The organism is Neisseria sp. HMSC068C04 (assembly GCF_001810105.1).
Lineage (GTDB): Bacteria > Pseudomonadota > Gammaproteobacteria > Burkholderiales > Neisseriaceae > Neisseria > Neisseria flavescens_B.
Window position 1 is genome coordinate 46,776 of sequence record NZ_KV799919.1, and the last position, 19,436, is coordinate 66,211.

General features: G+C 48.8%; 22 protein-coding genes. 10 read left to right on the forward strand and 12 right to left on the reverse strand.

Going from position 1 to position 19,436, the window contains the following annotated elements:
- Nucleotides 1–105 precede the first annotated feature (105 nt).
- From HMPREF2700_RS02595 to HMPREF2700_RS02620, 6 genes are all read right to left on the reverse strand, one after another.
- The gene (locus HMPREF2700_RS02595) at nt 106–354 is read right to left on the reverse strand and encodes a CsbD family protein (protein ID WP_070589798.1); all 249 of its coding nucleotides are present in this window, start codon (nt 352–354) and stop codon (nt 106–108) included.
- Between the two features lie 120 nt (nt 355–474).
- A complete protein-coding gene (locus tag HMPREF2700_RS02600) occupies nt 475–1,041 on the reverse strand; it encodes an SGNH/GDSL hydrolase family protein (protein ID WP_070589800.1) in 567 nt (188 codons plus the stop codon).
- A 122-nt stretch (nt 1,042–1,163) separates the two neighbouring features.
- Complete coding sequence (locus HMPREF2700_RS02605) at nt 1,164–1,421, reverse strand: hypothetical protein (protein ID WP_070589803.1); 258 nt, start codon at nt 1,419–1,421, stop codon at nt 1,164–1,166.
- Between the two features lie 91 nt (nt 1,422–1,512).
- Entirely contained in the window at nt 1,513–1,995 is a 483-nt protein-coding gene (locus HMPREF2700_RS02610) for an SEL1-like repeat protein (RefSeq protein WP_070589805.1), read from the reverse strand.
- A gap of 72 nt (nt 1,996–2,067) precedes the next feature.
- Nucleotides 2,068–4,263, reverse strand: coding sequence for a heavy metal translocating P-type ATPase (locus HMPREF2700_RS02615; protein ID WP_070589808.1), 2,196 nt, complete (start codon nt 4,261–4,263; stop codon nt 2,068–2,070).
- Nucleotides 4,264–4,469: 206 nt separating this feature from the next.
- Nucleotides 4,470–4,925, reverse strand: a complete 456-nt coding sequence (locus HMPREF2700_RS02620; protein WP_070589812.1) for a PH domain-containing protein — start codon at nt 4,923–4,925, stop codon at nt 4,470–4,472.
- A gap of 102 nt (nt 4,926–5,027) precedes the next feature.
- On the opposite strand from HMPREF2700_RS02620, the gene HMPREF2700_RS02625 reads away from it, so the two are divergent.
- On the forward strand, nt 5,028–5,258 hold the full coding sequence (locus HMPREF2700_RS02625) for a helix-turn-helix domain-containing protein (RefSeq protein WP_070589908.1): 231 nt from the start codon (nt 5,028–5,030) through the stop codon (nt 5,256–5,258).
- Nucleotides 5,259–5,414: 156 nt separating this feature from the next.
- On the opposite strand, the gene HMPREF2700_RS02630 is transcribed toward HMPREF2700_RS02625, so the two are convergent.
- A complete protein-coding gene (locus HMPREF2700_RS02630) occupies nt 5,415–5,624 on the reverse strand; it encodes a heavy-metal-associated domain-containing protein (RefSeq protein WP_070589814.1) in 210 nt (69 codons plus the stop codon).
- Between the two features lie 145 nt (nt 5,625–5,769).
- Here HMPREF2700_RS02630 and HMPREF2700_RS02635 point away from each other — a divergent pair, with 145 nt between their 5' ends.
- From HMPREF2700_RS02635 to HMPREF2700_RS02645, 3 genes are all read left to right on the forward strand, one after another.
- The gene (locus tag HMPREF2700_RS02635; protein ID WP_070589817.1) at nt 5,770–6,942 is read left to right on the forward strand and encodes a sugar transporter; all 1,173 of its coding nucleotides are present in this window, start codon (nt 5,770–5,772) and stop codon (nt 6,940–6,942) included.
- A 265-nt stretch (nt 6,943–7,207) separates the two neighbouring features.
- On the forward strand, nt 7,208–8,623 hold the full coding sequence (locus HMPREF2700_RS02640; protein WP_070589820.1) for an SLC13 family permease: 1,416 nt from the start codon (nt 7,208–7,210) through the stop codon (nt 8,621–8,623).
- Between the two features lie 304 nt (nt 8,624–8,927).
- Nucleotides 8,928–9,437 carry a peptidylprolyl isomerase gene (locus HMPREF2700_RS02645; protein ID WP_004519830.1) on the forward strand — a complete coding sequence of 170 codons (510 nt, stop codon included), beginning with the start codon at nt 8,928–8,930 and terminating at the stop codon, nt 9,435–9,437.
- Between the two features lie 76 nt (nt 9,438–9,513).
- Here HMPREF2700_RS02645 and HMPREF2700_RS02650 read toward each other — a convergent pair whose 3' ends face one another.
- The gene (locus HMPREF2700_RS02650; protein ID WP_002232090.1) at nt 9,514–10,011 is read right to left on the reverse strand and encodes a YbhB/YbcL family Raf kinase inhibitor-like protein; all 498 of its coding nucleotides are present in this window, start codon (nt 10,009–10,011) and stop codon (nt 9,514–9,516) included.
- Between the two features lie 186 nt (nt 10,012–10,197).
- Here HMPREF2700_RS02650 and HMPREF2700_RS02655 point away from each other — a divergent pair, with 186 nt between their 5' ends.
- Together HMPREF2700_RS02655 and HMPREF2700_RS02660 are read left to right on the forward strand one after the other, a co-directional pair.
- The gene (locus HMPREF2700_RS02655) at nt 10,198–11,037 is read left to right on the forward strand and encodes a KPN_02809 family neutral zinc metallopeptidase (protein ID WP_070589822.1); all 840 of its coding nucleotides are present in this window, start codon (nt 10,198–10,200) and stop codon (nt 11,035–11,037) included.
- Between the two features lie 121 nt (nt 11,038–11,158).
- On the forward strand, nt 11,159–12,541 hold the full coding sequence (locus tag HMPREF2700_RS02660) for a phosphomannomutase/phosphoglucomutase (protein ID WP_070589825.1): 1,383 nt from the start codon (nt 11,159–11,161) through the stop codon (nt 12,539–12,541).
- 104 nt (nt 12,542–12,645) lie between these two features.
- Here the strand turns inward: HMPREF2700_RS02660 and rpe are convergent, their stop codons facing one another.
- Nucleotides 12,646–13,326 carry a ribulose-phosphate 3-epimerase gene (gene rpe, locus HMPREF2700_RS02665; protein WP_003678905.1) on the reverse strand — a complete coding sequence of 227 codons (681 nt, stop codon included), beginning with the start codon at nt 13,324–13,326 and terminating at the stop codon, nt 12,646–12,648.
- Nucleotides 13,327–13,603: 277 nt separating this feature from the next.
- Here rpe and HMPREF2700_RS02670 point away from each other — a divergent pair, with 277 nt between their 5' ends.
- A complete protein-coding gene (locus HMPREF2700_RS02670; protein ID WP_003683375.1) occupies nt 13,604–14,032 on the forward strand; it encodes a Spy/CpxP family protein refolding chaperone in 429 nt (142 codons plus the stop codon).
- A gap of 65 nt (nt 14,033–14,097) precedes the next feature.
- Here HMPREF2700_RS02670 and HMPREF2700_RS02675 read toward each other — a convergent pair whose 3' ends face one another.
- Both HMPREF2700_RS02675 and HMPREF2700_RS02680 read right to left on the reverse strand, forming a co-directional pair.
- Nucleotides 14,098–14,964, reverse strand: coding sequence for an ATP-binding protein (locus HMPREF2700_RS02675; protein WP_049329674.1), 867 nt, complete (start codon nt 14,962–14,964; stop codon nt 14,098–14,100).
- 17 nt (nt 14,965–14,981) lie between these two features.
- The gene (locus HMPREF2700_RS02680; RefSeq protein WP_070589828.1) at nt 14,982–15,596 is read right to left on the reverse strand and encodes a riboflavin synthase; all 615 of its coding nucleotides are present in this window, start codon (nt 15,594–15,596) and stop codon (nt 14,982–14,984) included.
- A gap of 125 nt (nt 15,597–15,721) precedes the next feature.
- On the opposite strand from HMPREF2700_RS02680, the gene rlmJ reads away from it, so the two are divergent.
- From rlmJ to HMPREF2700_RS02695, 3 genes are all read left to right on the forward strand, one after another.
- On the forward strand, nt 15,722–16,567 hold the full coding sequence (gene rlmJ, locus HMPREF2700_RS02685) for a 23S rRNA (adenine(2030)-N(6))-methyltransferase RlmJ (protein ID WP_070589830.1): 846 nt from the start codon (nt 15,722–15,724) through the stop codon (nt 16,565–16,567).
- Between the two features lie 129 nt (nt 16,568–16,696).
- Entirely contained in the window at nt 16,697–17,050 is a 354-nt protein-coding gene (locus tag HMPREF2700_RS02690) for a hypothetical protein (RefSeq protein WP_070589831.1), read from the forward strand.
- Nucleotides 17,051–17,117: 67 nt separating this feature from the next.
- Nucleotides 17,118–18,092, forward strand: coding sequence for a class 1 fructose-bisphosphatase (locus tag HMPREF2700_RS02695; RefSeq protein WP_070589834.1), 975 nt, complete (start codon nt 17,118–17,120; stop codon nt 18,090–18,092).
- Between the two features lie 144 nt (nt 18,093–18,236).
- On the opposite strand, the gene waaF is transcribed toward HMPREF2700_RS02695, so the two are convergent.
- Nucleotides 18,237–19,256, reverse strand: coding sequence for a lipopolysaccharide heptosyltransferase II (gene waaF / locus HMPREF2700_RS02700; RefSeq protein WP_070589837.1), 1,020 nt, complete (start codon nt 19,254–19,256; stop codon nt 18,237–18,239).
- Between the last annotated feature and the right edge of the window lie 180 nt (nt 19,257–19,436).

Genomic DNA, 19,436 nt, shown 5'->3' on the forward strand with positions numbered 1-19,436 from the left:
TTTTAGTAACCTATGTTATTGCAAAGGTCTCAGTTTGCCTAAGCTTTAAAACCATAAACAAAGGCCGTCTGAAAATCTTTCAGACGGCCTTTGATTCTTTAAATATTAAAATTTGCTTTTAATATCATTAATTAAGCTTTCAGCTTTTTCTTTGGCTTCATCAACCAAATGCCCGGCTTCTTCTTTGCCTTTTTGCAAAACATCGCCGACTTTTTCTTCAATGTCGCCGACCACTTCTTTTACTTTGCCAACGCCTTGTTGAACCAAGCCCTCAGCTTCAAGTTTGGTATTGTCGGATACATCTCCTGCCACTTCTTTTACTTTACCGCTGATTTTATCTAATTCGCCGCTCATGGTCATACTCCTGGATTAAATGTTGATAAGATTAGTGCTGCATTAGTCTATATCGGGGGCTTCGCTTTACCTTTAAAGGCCGTCTGAAAGCTAAAACATGACAAAACGAGTTAAGTCAGGTTAATCCATCTGTTTCAATATCGCCTCTGCTACTGCCTTGCCTATCATCTTACTGCCGAACTCATTGAAATGAAGCCCGTCGCATAGCATCACATCAGTCAAGTCCTGCTCAAACATCAAACTGTATAAATCATTGACGGCAAAACCATATTGCCTTGCCAAATCCTCCGCCACACGGTTATAGGCCTTCAAGTCAGCCAGATAACGACGCGAGGGTTTGACGATATTGTGTACGCTTTCCAAAAAGGGCGTGCTGCTCGCCCAAATAATTTTTGCACCCGTCCGTTTCAGATAATCGAAAATTCGGGTCAGGTTGTTGCGGTAGGTTTCTATATCGGCCACCGGCTCATTACAGCCTTGATTGTGGCGGATGTCGTGCAAACCGCAGTTGATGTGGATAATGTCTCCCACTGTCGCGCCCTCTGTCCATTGCTCGATATGTTCTAACACATCATGCGACGAACGGCAGTTTTCCGATGGAGAAACAATATCCGCCTCAGGCAAAGCGGCGCGTGTGTAAGGCTCCGATGCAAGCCGAACGGAATCGCCGATTAAGTAAACGGTCATTTTTGTTCCCCTCCCTTTATTTGAACAAACAGCAAGGCCGTCTGAAATATCACTTATATTATTATAAGAGTGCTATTTCAGACGGCCTTAACTTCAGTCAAGTTCTATTGTGAAATCATAAATTAATGCTGACTGTTTTTATAAAAATCAATTAATTGCTTGGCCTGCAACATGGGCAGCCCAAAACGGTCGCTCACAACTTTCAAATCCTTCCACTCCTGACCGGTCAGATTTTGCCCAACCCATTTGAGGTTTTCCGGGTTGCTTTTGATTTTCTCAAAATACGCCTGCTTGCGTTTCCAGTTGCGCGACCACACCAGCAACATGGTAAAAATACATAAAACAATCAATACAATATTGGTAAACAACATCATGTCCATACGACATACTCCCGCTTGGGTCTCAAAATCAGAAAAGATATGGATTAAAGGCCGTCTGAAAAAAAGTCTTCAGACGGCCTCCGCGTGACGCTCAACGTTGCATTTCCAGCATCAATGCCTGACAAGCAGCTTCGTTTTCCAAAGCACAAGATTCGCTCAGTTGGTTTAACCGGTTGTCGCGGGCTGATGTATTGCCTTGCGCCATCTCTGCTTTAGTGTCTTCAAGATTGGTACAGGCATTTTCATAACCACCTTTACAGGCTCGTTCGTAGAGCTTGACCGCGGCGGCATAATCCATGCCCAAACCGCTGGACGGATTAAGATACAGATTACCCAAAACATTGCAGCCGCGTATATTGCCGCCATCGCAGGCTTTTTTCAGAAACGGATAAGCATTAGCAGGCGCTTCAAGATAGTCGCGCGTCCAAATGGCCGCAGTGACGCAACTTTCCAGATTGTTCCGATTGCATTCCCGTATCAGCTTATCGTGCTGCTTCTCGCTGTAATCCTCAGCCTGCACGCTAAACGCAGTGGTAACCAATGCCAAGCCAAACAATAAACGAAGTGTTTTCATCTGATTATTCCTTCAAAAATACTTGATGACAGGCCGTCTGAAAAAACAATGTTTCAGACGGCCTTTATATTATCACTCAATATTCACCCGTTTCAGGCGCAAGGCATTGCTCAACACGGAAACCGAGCTTGCCGCCATTGCCGCACCTGCGATAACGGGATTTAAAAAGCCGAGTGCGGCGAGCGGAATACCCAAGATATTGTAGAAGAAGGCGAAAAACAGGTTTTGCTTGATGTTTTTCAAAGTTGCCTGAGATACCAGCAGGGCATCGGCGAGTTGGTTGACCGAATGCTGCATCAGTGTGGCAGATGCGGTGTGTTCGGCAACGTCCGCACCGCCTTTCATGGCGAAGCTGACGTTGGCGGCGGCGAGCGCGGGTGCGTCGTTGATACCGTCGCCGACCATCGCCACGGTTTTGCCGGCGGCTTTGAGTTTCTGCACTTCGGTGGCTTTGTCTCGCGGACTCATGTTGCCGAAGGCGTGTGTGATGCCCAACTGTTTGGCGACATATTCGACCGTGCCTTGATTGTCGCCGCTCATGATGTAAACATCGATATTGTGTTTTTTCAGACGGCCTATGGCTTCGGCGGTATCGGCTTTCAGCGCGTCGGCGAGTGCGAATGCGCCGATAGGTTTGTTATCGACTGAGACTGCAACAATGCTTGCAATGTCCCAAACGCCGTCTGAAAACTTCGGCAAGGTCAGTTCGGCAAATTCGGCTTTGCCCGCTTTCACCAAACCCACGCCTTCCACTTCGGCGGTAATGCCTGCGCCGACAACGGTTTGGGCGTTTTGTGCGGCATGAATCTCCAAACCGCGCGCTTGGGCGGCGGAGACGATTGCTCGGGCAAGCGGATGAGCGGCGTTTTGTTCGACAGCGGCGGCGATGCGGTACAAAGCGTCTTCGTCAAAGCCGCTGTCGGGTACGCAATAGACGGCGGCAACCTGCGGCCTGCCTTCGGTCAGCGTGCCGGTTTTGTCCAACACGACGGCATCGACGTGGGCAGCTTCTTCCATTGCCGCCGCGTCTTTAAACCAAATGCCGTGTTTCACCGCCTTGCCCATGCCGACCATAATCGCGGCAGGGGTTGCCAAACCGAGTGCGCACGGACAAGCAATCACCAAAACAGCAACGGCGTGCATCAGTGCAACCGTCCAATCGCTTTTAATCAGCCAAGTAACGATAAAAGTCAAAAGCGCGATGCCCACGACAGTTGGCACAAACACCGCCGCCGCTTTATCGGCCACGCGCGCAATCGGTGCCTTGCTGCCCTGCGCTTCGGACAGCGCATTCATCATGTCGCCGAGCAGGGTTTGGCTGCCGAGCTGCGTGGCGCGGTACACCACGCTGCCTTCGGTTATCAGTGCGCCCGCCAACACTTTGCCGCCCGCTTTTTTCTCTTCAGGATTGGATTCGCCGGTGAGATGGCTCTCGTCTGCCCAACCGCTGCCGCTTTCGATAATGCCGTCGGCGGCAATTCGTTCGCCGTGATTGGCGCGGATAAGGTCGCCGATTTGCACTTGGTCGATAGGCAGTTGTTTCCATTCGCCATCGCGTTGCACGTTGACTTGGGTCGGCGTGAGTTTGAGCAGCAGGCCCAAGCTGTTTAGGCTGGATTTTTTGGTGCGGTGTTCCAAAAATTTGCCCAGCGACACAAAACCAATCACCATCACGCCCACTTCAAAATACACATGATAATACACATGCTCCATACCGTGCGCCGCGTGCGGGCTGAAAAAAAACGTATAAATGGGATAAAACAGCATATAAACGGAATACAAATAAACCGACACCGTACCGATGGTAACGAGTACGTCCATATTCGCCAGTCCGCCCTTTATACTCGCCCACGCGCTTTTGTAAAACGGTACTGCCAGCCAAAGCTGTACCACGCTTGCCAGCACAAACTGCCACAACGGCGGAATCATCCAATCGTGCCGCCCGATCATCATGCCTGCCATGCCAATTAAAAACGGAATATTGATGGCCAACAAAAGCCACAGCCTCCAGCCAATATGATGTTCTGCTTCAGGTTGCGGCAATGTATCTTCCGTCTTTTCCTTCGCGCCGTAACCGGTTTTCTCAATGATTTTGGCAATGTCGGCTGCGGAGGTTTTGCTGTCGTCAAACGTAACCTGCGCTTCCTCGCTGGCAAAGTTCACCCCTGCCGATTCGACAAAATCTTTTTTGTTCAACACTTTTTCAATACGCGAAGCACAGGCCTGACAAGTCATGCCTTCGATTTGGAAACGGACTTTTTGTTGCACGGCAAAGCCTCCTATTGATTGTTTGGCGGATGTTTTTCGTGTTTATATATTATCAAACGAAAACAACATAATGGCAAAAAGTAAGTGATCAAGAGACAAAGGCCGTCTGAAGCGTTTCAGACGGCCTTTTCATATTCGGATCAATAGAAATGAATATTTTATTACGATTTTTCTATATAAAACAAAAACTACCGTTTCCACCAACCTCAAACGGCAGGCGGTTTTAATTCAATTTGATTTTTCGAGTCCCCACCAATTTCGTTATCTATAAAATCATTGAATTGTTGGCGGAACTCCATTGGTCGGGCGATATAAGGAATCGGAGCATGACTGCCGCCCGTTCCTCTGACCACTATGGAGCCATAATTGAAAATCCTGCCCCAAAAACCTTGATTTACCGAAATACTTTCGATACGGTTGATATTTATCTCAATTGTTTGTCGGCGGATAAAGCCAAACTTAGCGATAACCCTTTTGTTGGTTAACGCAAGCTCAGTTGTCATTACATTCAATACCGCAAACACTATAAATACGATACCGATTACCCACATCAACAGCAGAATACCGAAAAAAATCCTCCAGAATTGAGAAAACCACGATACTTGCGCTTTATAAACAATACGTTCACCTCGCCCTAAAGAGCTTTCAATATAACTTGCCATTTGACGTTCTCCACATTAATATTTTCCAAAAAAAACGGATTATAATCCGTGGATAAATAAGTGTCAAAATTGGATATTTTGAGATTTGTGAAGACAAATCTCATGAGTAAAATCAGTATATTGATAGGTATAAAAATCCGAGAAATCCGCAAACAGTCCAATATCAACCAAGAAAACTTAGCCTTACTTGCCGATATAGACAGAAGCTATATGGGTAGAGTAGAAAGGGGGGAAGTCAACATAACTGTCGATAAACTGTATCAACTGTCTTCTGCTTTAAACTGTTCTATACACGACTTACTGCCAGATGATTCAGAAATTAAGAATACCTGAACCGTTAAAGTGATCTGCCAAAATCACCAATCCTCTAAAAAAAGGTCGTCTGAAACCCCAAAACCTAAGGTTTCAGACGACCTTTGCTATAATACCGCTCATCTGGTTTCCGATACGGGCCAGTCATGCCCGCATCCCACCTCGCCATCGCCTCGGTTACAAAGCCACGTCGTAGCCGCCGTCTTCTACGGCATCAATCAGCGCGTCGGCATCTGTTTTGCCCTCATCGAAAGTAATCACTGCATTTTTGTTTTCCAAGCTGACTTCTGCTTTTTCCACGCCTTCTACGCCTTCCAAAAGACGGGTTACGCTTTTCACGCAGCCGCCGCAGGTCATGCCGTCGATGTTGAGGGTAACAGTTTGCATTTGTATTTCCTTTCATTCAAACAAATATGGTTGCCAAATACTTTACTCCTTACACAAACAGCTTGCAAATTCTTCATTAAAGGCCGTCTGAAAAATGCAGATAGGCGTACAATAACGCCCTTTGCTTCATCAAACGGACATAATAATGACTTCAACATTCAAACAATGGGTTAGCGTATGCGCGCTGGCGGTGGGAGCGTTTATTTTCAATACCACCGAATACATTCCGATTGCGCTTTTGAGCGACATCGGTCAGAGCTTTGGCAAACCGGCAACGGAAGTGGGCATGATGATTACGGTGTATGCGTGGATTGTTGCGCTCCTATCGCTGCCGTTGATGCTGATGACGAAAAACATCGAACGGCGCAAATTATTGCTGATGCTGTTCGCACTGTTTGCGCTGTTTCACGCGCTGTCGTTCTTTTCTTGGAACTTCAACATCCTCTTAGTCAGCCGTATCGGGATTGCGCTGACACACGCGGTCTTTTGGTCGATTACGGCTTCTTTGGCGGTACGGCTTGCGCCCACCGGCAAAACCAATCAGGCTTTGGGCTTGCTCAGTACGGGTACGGTTTTGGCGATGGTTTTGGGCATTCCGCTGGGGCGCGTGGTCGGGCAATACTTCGGTTGGCAGCTCAGCTTCCTGCTGATCGGGGTCTGCGCTGCCGGCGTAATGCTGGTGTTGGCTAAAAATCTGCCTGCTTTACCCAGCCAAAATACCGGCTCTTTAAGCAGCCTGCCGAGTTTGTTTAAACGCCGCAACCTGATGCTGCTTTATGCCATGACGGTGTTGATTATTACGGCACATTTCACGGCATACAGCTATATCGAGCCTTTTGTGTTACAAGTTGGCGGATTTAAGGCTGAACAAGTTACCATCGTTTTGAGCCTGTACGGTTTGGCAGGCTTCGCCGCTTCTTATCTGTTTGGCAAATGGTTTGCCAAATCGCAACGCCTGTTTATGCTTGGCGCGGTGGTGGTCATCCTGCTCTCCGCCCTGCTGCTTCTGCCGTTTGCCTCTTTCCCTTATGCGGTGTACGCGCTGGTGTTTATTTGGGGCGTGGCCATCGTCATCGTCAGCTTGGGCATGGTGTCGAAAGTCTTGGCATTTGCCTCGGATGCAACAGATGTGGCCAACTCGATTTATTCAGGTTTGTACAATGTCGGCATCGGCGGCGGTGCGCTTTTGGGGCATTATGTAACCGTTTGGTTCGGCCTTTCCAATATCGGCATTGCCGGAGCCTTGCTGGCAGCGGCAGGTCTGGCCGTTTGCGGTTTGTTGTTTAAGGAACAAGACAATCTGGCGCAAAACGTTTAAATCCATATAAATCAGGATGGTATGACTGACTCGGCCGTAATTTTGGCAGTTTTACCGATTCGTCCTGATTCTTATTAACTCACGATGGGTCTTTATTCCGCCGGATAAGCAGTTTTCTTGCTGCTTATCCGGCTTTCATTTCATTTTTAAAAAATAATTTACAATTTGTTTACACTACATTAAATTACAAATATACTGTCGTCTATTAGGCCGTCTGAACGTACGGCTGAAAAGAAAAACCGATCATGTTTCAGAGGAATACATCATGGACTTAAACGCCAAGGATAAGACTCAGCATCCTGAGAACGTCGAGCTTCTCAGTGCGCAGAAGCCGATTACCGACTTTAAAGGACTGCTGACGACCATTATCTCTGCTGTTGTCTGCTTCGGCATTTATTACATTCTTCCCTACAGTACCGATGCCAACAAAGGTATCGCGCTGTTGCTTTTCGTTGCGGCACTTTGGTTTACCGAAGCCGTACACATTACCGTTACCGCGCTGATGATCCCTATCCTTGCCGTTGTACTCGGCTTCCCGGATATGGACATCAAAAAAGCAATGGCCGGTTTCTCCGACCCGACGATTTATATCTTCTTCGGCGGCTTTGCGCTTGCAACCGCCCTGCACATGCAGCGTCTCGACCGTAAAATCGCCGTCAGCCTGTTGCGCCTGTCTCGCGGCAATATGAAAGTTGCCGTGTTGATGCTGTTTGCCGTTACCGCCTTCCTGTCTATGTGGATCAGTAACACTGCGACTGCCGCGATGATGCTGCCTTTGGCAATGGGTATGATGAGCCACCTCGATCAAGAAAAAGAACGCAAAACCTACGTTTTCGTCCTGCTCGGTATCGCCTACTGCGCCAGTATCGGCGGCTTGGGTACCGTGGTCGGTTCTCCGCCGAACATGATTGCCGCCAAAGCGCTGAACTTGGACTTCGTCGGCTGGATGAAGCTCGGCTTGCCGATGATGCTTTTGATTCTGCCGCTGATGCTGTTCTCCATGTACGTCATCCTCAAACCTAATTTGAACGAGCGCGTGGAAGTTAAAGCCGAATCTATCCCTTGGACTTTGCACCGCGTTATCGCGCTGTTGATTTTCTTGGCAGCTGCCGTTGCTTGGGTATTCAGCTCCAAAATCAAAGCTGCATTCGGTATTTCCAACCCTGATACCGTTATCGCCCTGATTGCCGCCGTTGCCGTCGTCGTATTCGGCGTGGCACAATGGAAAGAAGTTGCCCGCAATACCGACTGGGGTGTATTGATGCTCTTCGGTGGCGGTATCAGCTTGAGCGCGTTGCTGCAATCCTCCGGCGCATCTGAAGCATTGGGTCAGCAAGTTGCTTCCACGTTCTCCCATTCTCCTGCATTGCTGGTGATTTTCGTGGTTGCCACCTTCATCATCTTCCTGACCGAGTTCACCAGTAACACGGCTTCCGCCGCCCTGCTTGTGCCTATTTTCGCCAGCATCGCCGCGCAAATGGGTCTGCCCGAACAAGTCTTGGTATTCGTCATCGGTGTCGGCGCATCTTGTGCCTTCATGTTGCCGGTTGCCACACCGCCTAACGCGATTGTGTTCGGTACAGGCTTGATTAAGCAACGCGAAATGATGAATGTCGGCTTATTGCTGAACATCCTCTGCGTAGTACTGGTTGCTCTGTGGGCTTATGCTGTACTGATGTAAACCATCGACCTAAACAACAAGGCCGAGACCTTTGCAAAAATAGTCTGTTAACGAAATTTGACGCATAAAAATGCGCCAAAAAATTTTCAATTGACTAAAACCCTCCTAATATTGAGCAAAAAGTAGGAAAAATCAGAAAGGTTTTGCATTTTGAAAATGAGATTGAGCATAAAATTTTAGTAACCTATGTTATTGCAAAGGTCTCAGGCCGTCTGAAAGAATATTTTTCAGACGGCCTTGAAGTTTGTCGTTCAGACACAATTTAACGAATGATTCAAAACCGGATTCTAACGAAAGGAAACCCATGATTATCCTGCACACCAACAAAGGCGACATCAAAATCGAACTGGATTTCGACAAAGCCCCCGTTACTGCTAAAAACTTCGAGCAATACGTTAAAGACGGCTTCTACGACGGCGTAATCTTCCACCGCGTCATCAAAGGCTTCATGATTCAAGGCGGCGGCATGGATGAAAACATGAACGAAAAAGAAACCCGCGATCCGATTCAAAACGAAGCGTCCAACGGTTTGCCTAACGAAAAATACACCATCGCCATGGCGCGTACTTCCGATCCTCATTCTGCCAGCGCGCAATTCTTCATCAACACTGCCGACAACGCCTTCCTGAACTTCCGTTCTAAAGAGCTGTACGGCAAAACCGTAGTCCAAGACTGGGGCTATGCCGTATTCGGTAAAGTCGTTGACGGTTTTGACGTTGTCGATGCCATCGAAGGCGTTTCTACCAAACGTCACGGCTACCACGACGACGTACCGAGCGAACCTGTCATCATCACTAAAGCCGAAGTGGTTTAATTGATTTGATTTCCCATAAAAACAGCCTGTCCGAATTAAAACCGGACAGGCTGTTTTTCAATAATGACACATACCGTCACACATCATAAGTACCGACCACGCATGCCGAATCCAACACATGGCCCTGCATGGCAAAATGTAGCTCATTAAAGCGGAAACCGCGCGGCAAATCCAAAACAGTGTCCAGCGCGTACACAATCAATTCATAACGATGGCGGTTGTTCGGTGGCGCCATGCCGCCGTAAAACGAGGCCTCTTCGATTTCAAATTTACCCAACGCGCTCGCCCAAGTATTCGCGCCCTGTGTGAAATCTGTTGCAGAAATACTCTCATTTTCTGCCACGGAAGTGCGTTTCAAATCCGAAATCAACCAATGCGTCCATACAAAACCCGATGCTGAAATAGCATCTTTGTCTTCCAACACCACGGCAAACGATTTTGTTCCTTCAGGCGCATCTTCAATCTCAAAAGGAATCGAATAAGAAGGCATACCGCTCGGGCTGAACTGGCTGCCGCGCTTGCCGTATTTGTCTTCAAATTCGCCGTTGACAATAGCTTTACTGCTGACTTTCATCTTATATCTCCCAATAGTAGGTTTGTTCATTCTAACAAACACCAAGGCCGTCTGAAAGATACTGCCGTTTTCACTTTCCCGATGCTGCATTTTCAGGCGGCCTCAAGCAATATTCACAATTCGATCAAACACATTTGACATTCCATAGTATAATCCGCCGCATGAAAACTACACAGGATACACATTATGGATTGGAAAGGCCGTGAACAAAGCCAAAACGTCGAAGATCGCCGCGGAAGCCGTGGCGGCGGTGGCGGCAAAACGCCGGGCATACTCGGCATTATCGTGGTTTTGGTCGGCGCATATTACGGCGTGGATTTGAGCGGTTTGGTTGGCGGCTCATCTTCGATGGGCATTCCTACCCAACAAGCTTCCCGACTCGACAGCCAACAAGAAGCCGAGTTGAACGAGCTGTCCCGCGTCGTCCTTGCCGAGACGGAAAAAGCATGGAGTAAATATTTCCAGCAACACGGCCAACACTACACACCGACAACCATGGTGTTGTATGAAGGCAGTACGTCCACCGCCTGCGGTACGGGCCAATCTGCCATGGGCCCGTTTTACTGTCCGGGCGACCAAAGAGTTTATTTGGATTTGAGTTTCTACGAAGACATGCGCACCAAGCTCGAATCCGCCAGCGATGCCGCGTTTGCCTACGTTATTGCCCATGAAGTCGGCCATCACGTTCAAAACCTGCTCGGCATTCTGCCTAAAGTCCACAAAATGCAACAGCAAGTCGGCAAAAAAGAGGCCAATGCCCTTTCCGTCAAACTCGAATTGCAGGCCGACTGTTTCGCCGGCATTTGGGGACACTACGCCGTCAACAAAAATATCTTCAAAACAGAAGACATTCAAAAAGCGATGCTTGCCGCCGAATCTGTCGGCGATGACCGCTTGCAGAAACAGGCACAGGGCTATGTCGTTCCCGACAGCTTTACCCACGGCTCGTCCGAAGAACGCATGACTTGGCTCAAGCGCGGCTTGGAAAGCGGCGATATCAACCAATGCAACACTTTCAACAATTGATTCGTCCAAACAACACTGTTCTTTGATGTAATGATAAAAGGCCGTCTGAATTCTTCAGACGGCCTTTTAGCCGTGTTAGAATAACGCCTATTATTTTCCCTTAAATTCAAAGGAAATCCACATGGCAAATATCGCCCGCGACATTTTCAAAGCCTACGACATCCGAGGCATCGTCGGTAAAACCCTGACCGACGAAGCTGCCTACTTAATCGGTAAAGCTATTGCTACCAAAGCCTCCGAAAAAGGCATTACCCGCATCGCACTCGGTCGAGACGGCCGTTTGAGCGGCCCCGGCCTGATGGCGCAGATTCAACGCGGTTTTACAGACAGCGGCATCAACGTCCTCAACGTCGGCATGGTTGCCACCCCTATGCTCTACTTCGCAGCCATCAATGAATGTGGCGGCAGCGGCGTAATGATTACCGGCAGCCACAATCCGCCCGATTACAACGGTTTCAAAATGATGCTCGGCGGCGACACGCTCGCAGGCGAAGCCATTCAAGAACTTTTAGCTATTGTTGAAAAAGATGGTTTTGTTGCTGCCGACAAACAAGGCAGCGTAACCGAAAAAGACATCTCCGGCGAATACCACAACAACATCGTCGGCCACATCAAGCTCAAACGCCCGATGAAAATCGCCATCGACGCGGGCAACGGTGTCGGCGGCGCATTTGCAGGCAAACTCTACAAAGGTTTGGGCAATGAAGTTACCGAACTTTTCTGCGAAGTGGACGGCAATTTCCCTAATCACCACCCTGATCCTTCCAAACCGAAAAACCTGCAAGACCTCATCGTCGAGCTTAAAAACAGCGATGCCGAAATCGGCTTGGCATTTGACGGCGATGCCGACCGCTTGGGCGTAGTCACCAAAGACGGTAACATCATCTATCCAGACCGCCAACTGATGCTTTTCGCGCAAGACGTGTTGAGCCGCAATCCTAAAGCCAAAGTGATTTTCGACGTCAAATCCACCCGTCTGCTCGCGCCTTGGATTAAAGAACACGGCGGTGAACCTGTGATGGAAAAAACTGGCCACAGCTTCATCAAATCCACCATGAAAAAAAACGGCGCACTGGTTGCCGGCGAAATGAGCGGTCACGTTTTCTTTAAAGAACGCTGGTACGGCTTCGACGACGGTATGTATGCCGGCGCACGCCTCTTGGAAATCCTGTCTGCCTTCGACAATCCGTCCGAAGTGTTGAACAAGCTGCCGCAAAGCATTTCCACTCCGGAACTCAACATCGACCTGCCGGAAGGCAGCAACGGCCACAAAGTGATTGAAGAGCTGGCTGCCAATGCCAAGTTTGAAGGTGCGACCGAAATCATCACCATCGACGGCTTGCGCGTTGAATTCCCTGACGGCTTCGGACTGATGCGTGCGTCCAATACCACGCCGATTTTGGTATTGCGTTTTGAAGCGGATACGCAAGAAGCGATTGAGCGTATTCAAAACCAATTCAAAGCAGTCATTGAAAGCAATCCAGCATTGAAATGGCCGCTGTAAGGGTTTAGGCTAAAACAAAAGGCCGTCTGAAAATCATTTCAGACGGCCTTTAATATTAAACATTGATTATTTAAAGTTTTAAAACCAAGAATATCCCGGCTTAATTATCCAACTTGCGCCAACTGTTGACGCATTTCATCGATAACGGCTTTGTAATCCGGTTTGCCAAAAATCGCCGAACCGGCCACAAACGTATCCGCACCTGCCGCCGCAATTTCAGCAATATTGTCTGTCTTCACGCCGCCATCGACTTCCAATGCGATATGGCGGCCGCTTTGCCGTTCATACTCGTCCAACATCTCGCGCACTTTGCGGATTTTCACCAGCGTATTCGGGATAAAGCTTTGTCCGCCAAAGCCCGGGTTGACCGACATCAGCAACACCATATCCAGTTTGTCCAAAACGTTTTCCAGAATATTGACCGGCGTAGCAGGATTCAATACCAAACCTGCCTGACAGCCGTATTCTTTAATCAAACCCAAGCTGCGATCGACATGGCGGCTGGCTTCGGGATGGAAAGTAATGATATTGGCACCAGCTTTGGCAAACGCATGAATCAAATCGTCCACCGGCTCAACCATCAAATGTACATCGACCGGCACGGTTGCATACGGTTTCAAAGCCGCGCAAACCATAGGGCCGAAAGTCAGATTCGGCACATAATGATTGTCCATCACGTCAAAATGAATCAAATCCGCACCAGCGCGGATAACTTCAGCAACCTCTTCGCCCAAACGGGCAAAATCGGCAGACAAAATACTGGGTGCAATACGGTAGTCGGTCATGTTTATTCTCCTAAAGTGTGTTCCTTTGTCATTATCGCATTTTTAACCCTATGTTGTATGCTGCCGACAACATCTCTGCCGTCATTTTTATGAATTTACATTTCATATACATTAATGAAACTTATAATCACATAGTAAGGCTTTGAAAATAAATTATTAGATTACATACATCTGCAAAAAAATCTAACATCATTAACAAAAGTTAACTGCATTGATACTGCCTTTCACACGCTTATCGGTTATATTTCCAAACCTGATGAAACATTAGGAAAACACCGTGTCTGTTGCACTTTCCCGCTATCCGACTTTTATTTTCTTAGCACTCGCCCTACTCTGTTCCAGTCTGCCTGCACATGCCGGTCCGTTTCTGGCCACTTTGGACGACTTCCACCCGAATTGCGACATTCGACAGCTCAATTTATCCGCCGACCAACACGCCGCCCTGCGCCGCCTGCGTACCGACTTCAAACAAATCAACGATAAAGCCTACCGTAAAACCGTACGCTCCGACCGCAACCGCCGCCAAACCATCATCAAAATCCTCTCCGGCGACTCATTCGACTCAAACGCCGCCCGCGATTATGTTGAAAACCGCTACCTCTCCAGCATGGACTATGCGGTGGATGAAATGGAAATCCAATACCGCTTCTATCATCTGCTCAATCCGCGCCAACGCCAGCAATGGTTGTCTTCATGCTTGCGCTGATGAATCAATAAAAATACAAAAAGGCCGTCTGAAACCATATTCAGACGGCCTTTGCTTTTTCTGCCTTAATCCAGCACTCTTTCTTCCGGCAACCGTCCTGCCCAGTCACAGGCAAACTGCCATGCCGAGCGGCCTGAACGGCTGCCGCGCATTTGCGCCCATTGCAACGCGGCTTGTCGCGCCGTATCGTCAAAAGGCACATTGAAATCGTCCAACCAGTTGGCAACAGCGGTCAGATAATCGTTTTGATCGAAAGGATAAAAACTCAGCCATAAGCCGAAGCGGTCGGAAAGGGAGATTTTTTCCTCGACGGCCTCTTTCTGATGGATTTCACCGCGAATGCCCGTAGTACCGCCGTTTTCATCCATGTATTCAGGAATTAAATGACGGCGGTTGGAAGTGGCATAAACCAAAACATTGGTGCAACGTTGCGACAGTCCGCCGTCTAAAGCCGTTTTCAAGGCTTTATAGGTTTCATCGCCGGTTTCAAACGACAAATCATCGCAGAAAACGATAAATTTCTCAGGGCGCTCGGACAACAACGTCAACAAAGCCGGCAGACTGATCAAATCGCTTTTGTCCACTTCAATCAGTCGCAGGCCACGCTCGGCGTATTCGTGCAACAACGCTTTAACCAAGGAGGATTTCCCCGTACCGCGCGCGCCGGTCATCAAGACATTATTTGCCGGACGGCCTGCCAAAAATTGCTCTGTATTGCGTTTCAGCCTGTCGGTTTGCGAACCGACAGCCGCCAATCTGCTCAAAGGAAACGTATGCGGACGCGGCAGGCTTTCCAAAATACCTTTTTTGCCCACGCTGTGCCAACGGTAGGCCAAAGCGCGCCAGTCGGTTTTACCGGCTTCATCAGGCAGGATTAAATCCAGACGGTTTAAAACGGAATTAGCTTTTTTCAAAAAATTGGATAATTTCATTTCGGCTTTCTTTTTTTTCAGACGGCCTTTTGTGCCAATACTCGCATCACGGTATCGACAACGGCTTGGGTTTGCGGATCGATTTCAATATTGATGAGGTCGCCTTCTTTGCGGCTGCCAAACAGGGTACGCTCCAAAGTCTCCGGAATCAGGTGTACGCAAAATTCGCTATCGCTGACTTCGCCTATGGTCAGGCTGCAACCATCCAAACCGACAAAGCCTTTGGTCAGGATGTAGGGCTTGAGGTTTTCCGGCAGCTCAAACCAAACGGTACGGTTGAACTCGCTGGATTCGATACGGGAAATTCGGGTAACCGCCATCACATGGCCGCTCATCACATGGCCGCCGATTTCGTCGCCAAACCGCGCCGCGCGTTCCAAATTGACACTGTCGCCGACTTTCAAGCTGCCGAGATTGGTTTTGCGTAAGGTTTCGTCCATCAAATCAAAGCTGACTTTGTTGCCGTCGATTCGGGTGATGGTCAGGCAGCAGCCATTGTTGGCGACAGAGGCGCCGATTTGCAGATTGTCGGCGATTTCGGGGGGCAGCTCGACAGTGTGGGTACGAAAGTCGGGCGAAGGTTGGGCGATGTCTGTAATTTTGCCCATGCCTTGTACGATGCCTGTAAACATGATGTCTTCTTTCCGATGGTACGATAAGGCGGATATTGTAGCATTTTCCAGGCACAAAGGCCGTCTGAAAGCAGTGATGGCGATGGTTTGGGGTATAATCGGATTTTTATTTCCGCAGCCCGATCATGCTCAGCTACCGCCACGCCTTCCATGCCGGCAATCATGCCGATATGCTCAAGCACTTTACCCTCTTCCTCGTCCTCGAATATTTCAACCGCAAAGACAAACCTTATTGGTATATCGATACGCACAGCGGTGCCGGTTTGTATGATTTGAGCGGCGATGAAGCGCAAAAAGTCGGCGAATACAAACAAGGCATTGCGCTCTTGGAACAAGCTGACAAGCTGCCTGTCGAATTGGCCGAATTTGTAGGCCGTCTGAAACAAATACTGCCGCAAGACAACCTTTACTGCGGCTCACCTTGGCTGGCACAGGCGCTCACGCGCGACAGCGACAAAATGCGCCTCTTTGAGCTGCACCCTGCCGATTTTGTCCATTTGCAAAACAATATGCGCGAAATCCGTCCTACGCGTAAAGCACAGGTCAGCCAAGCGGACGGGTATCAGGGCCTGATTTCACTCTTGCCTCCTCCGCCCCGCCGCGCCGCGGTCTTGATTGATCCGCCCTACGAAGAAAAACAAGACTACCGCCGTGTCGTCCAAGCTTTGAAAGATGCCTTGAAACGCTTTGAAACCGGCTGCTACATGGTTTGGTATCCCTGCCTGAGCCGTGAAGAAAGCCGCAAACTACCGGACGAACTCAAAAAAATCGCTCCCGACAATTATCTGCACGCCGAGCTTCATGTCCATACGCCGCGCAGCGACGGCTTCGGTATGCACGGCAGCGGTATGTTCATCATCAACCCGCCCTATATGCTTGCCGAACAGTTGCAAAACAATCTGCCCGAACTTGCCAAAATTTTGGCGCAAGATGTCGGCGCGCATTATGTATTGGAAAGCAAAACGAAATAAACACTGCCGTCTGAACGTATACCCAAACGCTTTGATTTTGCCGCCATACCTGTTCAGACGGCCTTAACCCTTTATACTTAAGCCTTTTTCCACTACAATTCACAACATAACAATTAACGACCGTCCCTCATGAATATACGCACACCCCTAGCCTGCACGCTCCTGCTTTGCGCGTGCAGCGAATCTGTAAAAAACGAATTTAAAGAAGAATTTACCCAAAGTTTCCGCACCGAATTTGTCCGCTCGGCAACCGAAGCCTGCGTAGAAAAAGCTTCCGGAAAAAGCCCGTTTGATTCCGTGACTACTGAAAAAATCTGCCACTGCATCGGCGAAAAAACAGTCGATCAAATCAATCCTGAAGAAGCGACATCGCTTTTGGGCGGCAGCGACTCCATGAGTGACGAGCTGAAAAAACGCATCAAAGACACCAGCATCGCCTGCACTAAAGAAGTTTTAGGCATGGCCGACAGCAAAACCAAATGAACACGCCGTTTTTAGACGGCCTGAAATTGAAAAATATTCGATTCAAACTTAGGAAAAGAGTGAAACCATGAAGACACTGAACCAATTCTTAGCCCAACACCTGCCCGAACACAAACTGCCGCAAGAGCTGGCCAGCGTATTGGAATCCGTAGTCGCCGCCTGTTTGGATATCAACGCCAAAGTCCGCCTTGGCGCGCTTTCCGGCGTTTTGGGCATGGCAGGTACCGGCAACATCCAAGGCGAAGACCAAAAGAAACTTGACGTCATCGCCAACAATATCATGATTGATGTTTTAAAAGCCAATGCCAACATCGCAGGCCTTGCCAGCGAAGAAGAAGACACCTATGTCGCCACACACGAAAACGGCGGCTATTTGGTATTGTTTGACCCGCTGGACGGCTCTTCCAATATCGACGTCAACATCTCCGTCGGCACCATTTTCTCCATTTTGGCGAAACCTGAAGGCGCATTGACTACCGAGTCTTTCCTGCAAAAAGGCCGCGACCAAGTGGCCGCAGGTTATGTTTTATACGGTCCGCAAACCCAACTGGTCCTGACTGTCGGTCACGGCGTGTTCGTCTTCACTCTGGACGATGCCAACCAATTCCTACTGACCAAAGAAAATCCGCGCGTTCCCGAATCTACTAAAGAATTCGCCATCAATATGTCCAACCAAAGACATTGGTTCGCCCCTGTTCAACAATACATTGACGAATTGCTGGCAGGCGAAACCGGCGTACGCGGCAAAAACTACAATATGCGCTGGGTAGCCAGCATGGTTGCCGAAATCCACCGCATCCTGATGCGCGGCGGCGTATTCATGTATCCGCAAGACAAACGCGACCCATCCAAACCGGGCAAACTGCGCCTGATGTACGAAGCCAACCCGATGAGCCTGCTTATGGAACAAGCCGGCGGCGCATCAAACAACGCCATCGAAGCCATGCTCGACATCCAACCTACCGGCCTGCACCAACGTGTTGCCGTATTCATGGGCAGCCGCGAAGAAGTCGAATACGTTTACAATCTGCATCAAAAATAATCAGATGTATTGATTTAAAACCAAAAAAAGGCCGTCTGAAATATGATTTTCAGACGGCCTTTTGTTAAAAAATAAAAGAAACGAAAAATCAAAAGGGTAGATTCAAATCCGCCCTTTGCTGTTTTTCATCTAATCTTTATTGGATTACGCCGAACGAGCCAGCTCTTCCGCCGCTTTTTGCACAATATCCGGCGTCAGTTTGTTCAAACAATCCGTATGCCCCAACGGGCATTCGCGTTTGAAACAAGGCGAGCAATCCAAATTCAAGCTGACGATTTTTGCCTTTTGGCTTAGAGGCGGCGTATGGTCAGGGCTGGATGAGCCGTAAACCGCAACCAATTTCCGATCAAGCGCGGCCGCAAGGTGCATCAGACCGCTGTCGTTGCACACGACCGTATCGGCGCAAGACAACAGATCAATCGCCTCCGGAAGATTGGTTTTACCGCAAAGATTGGTACACAGGCCGTCTGAAAGCCGGTTGATTTCATCTGCAATATCAAAATCTTTTTGCGAACCAAACAGCCAAACCTGCCAACCTTCAGCCAAATATCGGCGGCCGAGTTCGGCAAAATGACGCGCAGGCCAACGCTTGGCCGGACCATATTCCGCACCGGGACAAAATGCCAAAATCGGTTTATCCGTCGCCAAACCATGTTTTGCCAAAGCGGCTTGACGGCTTTCGGGATCAATCGTGAAACACGGATTATCAGAATGCCCGTTAAAATCCGCTTGGGTCGGATGCGCCAGCGCAGTATAGCGGTCGACCATCAACGGCAACGCGGCCTTGTCCAACTTGCGGATATCGTTCAGCAAAAAATAGCGCGACTCGCCAACGTAGCCCGTACGCTGTTTAATGCCCGTAGCCAAGGCAATGATGGCGGATTTGAGCGAACCGGGCAAAACAATCACTTGATCATAGCCTTCTTTTCCCAATTCACGCCCGATACGCCAGCGTTTTTTCAATTCCAACGCACCATGTCCAAACGGATTTTCCATCACACGGTTGATTTCAGGCATACGCTCAAATACGGCCATCGACCATTTGGGTGCAAAAGCATCAATGGTGCAGCCGGGATACAGCTCATGCAAACGGCGATAAAGCGGTTGGGTCATGACGCAGTCCCCAATCCAGCTTGGGGTAATAATCAGGATTTTTTTGGACATAATGGAATGTGTTTTTAATTTTGGCTTATTGTAATACGATTTTTAAAAGGCCGTCTGAAACTCGGTTTAATCGCTCAGTTCAAAACGTACTGGTTGATACATATCATTTCAGCGCGTGAAGCGTTTGTCTTCCCAATTTATCCGGCAAGTTCTGAAAATACCCAACCTGAAACACCAGAC

Coding starts and splice junctions, on each gene's coding strand:
- HMPREF2700_RS02625 (WP_070589908.1), top strand. CDS start 5,028: ATGAGTAAAATCAGTATATTGATAGGTATAAAAATCCGAGAAATCCGC.
- HMPREF2700_RS02595 (WP_070589798.1), bottom strand. CDS start 354: ATGAGCGGCGAATTAGATAAAATCAGCGGTAAAGTAAAAGAAGTGGCA.
- HMPREF2700_RS02655 (WP_070589822.1), top strand. CDS start 10,198: ATGGATTGGAAAGGCCGTGAACAAAGCCAAAACGTCGAAGATCGCCGC.
- HMPREF2700_RS02640 (WP_070589820.1), top strand. CDS start 7,208: ATGGACTTAAACGCCAAGGATAAGACTCAGCATCCTGAGAACGTCGAG.
- rpe (WP_003678905.1), bottom strand. CDS start 13,326: ATGACCGACTACCGTATTGCACCCAGTATTTTGTCTGCCGATTTTGCC.
- HMPREF2700_RS02680 (WP_070589828.1), bottom strand. CDS start 15,596: ATGTTTACAGGCATCGTACAAGGCATGGGCAAAATTACAGACATCGCC.
- HMPREF2700_RS02600 (WP_070589800.1), bottom strand. CDS start 1,041: ATGACCGTTTACTTAATCGGCGATTCCGTTCGGCTTGCATCGGAGCCT.
- HMPREF2700_RS02690 (WP_070589831.1), top strand. CDS start 16,697: ATGAATATACGCACACCCCTAGCCTGCACGCTCCTGCTTTGCGCGTGC.
- waaF (WP_070589837.1), bottom strand. CDS start 19,256: ATGTCCAAAAAAATCCTGATTATTACCCCAAGCTGGATTGGGGACTGC.
- HMPREF2700_RS02650 (WP_002232090.1), bottom strand. CDS start 10,011: ATGAAAGTCAGCAGTAAAGCTATTGTCAACGGCGAATTTGAAGACAAA.
- HMPREF2700_RS02620 (WP_070589812.1), bottom strand. CDS start 4,925: ATGGCAAGTTATATTGAAAGCTCTTTAGGGCGAGGTGAACGTATTGTT.
- HMPREF2700_RS02610 (WP_070589805.1), bottom strand. CDS start 1,995: ATGAAAACACTTCGTTTATTGTTTGGCTTGGCATTGGTTACCACTGCG.
- HMPREF2700_RS02605 (WP_070589803.1), bottom strand. CDS start 1,421: ATGGACATGATGTTGTTTACCAATATTGTATTGATTGTTTTATGTATT.
- HMPREF2700_RS02675 (WP_049329674.1), bottom strand. CDS start 14,964: ATGAAATTATCCAATTTTTTGAAAAAAGCTAATTCCGTTTTAAACCGT.
- rlmJ (WP_070589830.1), top strand. CDS start 15,722: ATGCTCAGCTACCGCCACGCCTTCCATGCCGGCAATCATGCCGATATG.
- HMPREF2700_RS02645 (WP_004519830.1), top strand. CDS start 8,928: ATGATTATCCTGCACACCAACAAAGGCGACATCAAAATCGAACTGGAT.
- HMPREF2700_RS02695 (WP_070589834.1), top strand. CDS start 17,118: ATGAAGACACTGAACCAATTCTTAGCCCAACACCTGCCCGAACACAAA.
- HMPREF2700_RS02660 (WP_070589825.1), top strand. CDS start 11,159: ATGGCAAATATCGCCCGCGACATTTTCAAAGCCTACGACATCCGAGGC.
- HMPREF2700_RS02635 (WP_070589817.1), top strand. CDS start 5,770: ATGACTTCAACATTCAAACAATGGGTTAGCGTATGCGCGCTGGCGGTG.
- HMPREF2700_RS02630 (WP_070589814.1), bottom strand. CDS start 5,624: ATGCAAACTGTTACCCTCAACATCGACGGCATGACCTGCGGCGGCTGC.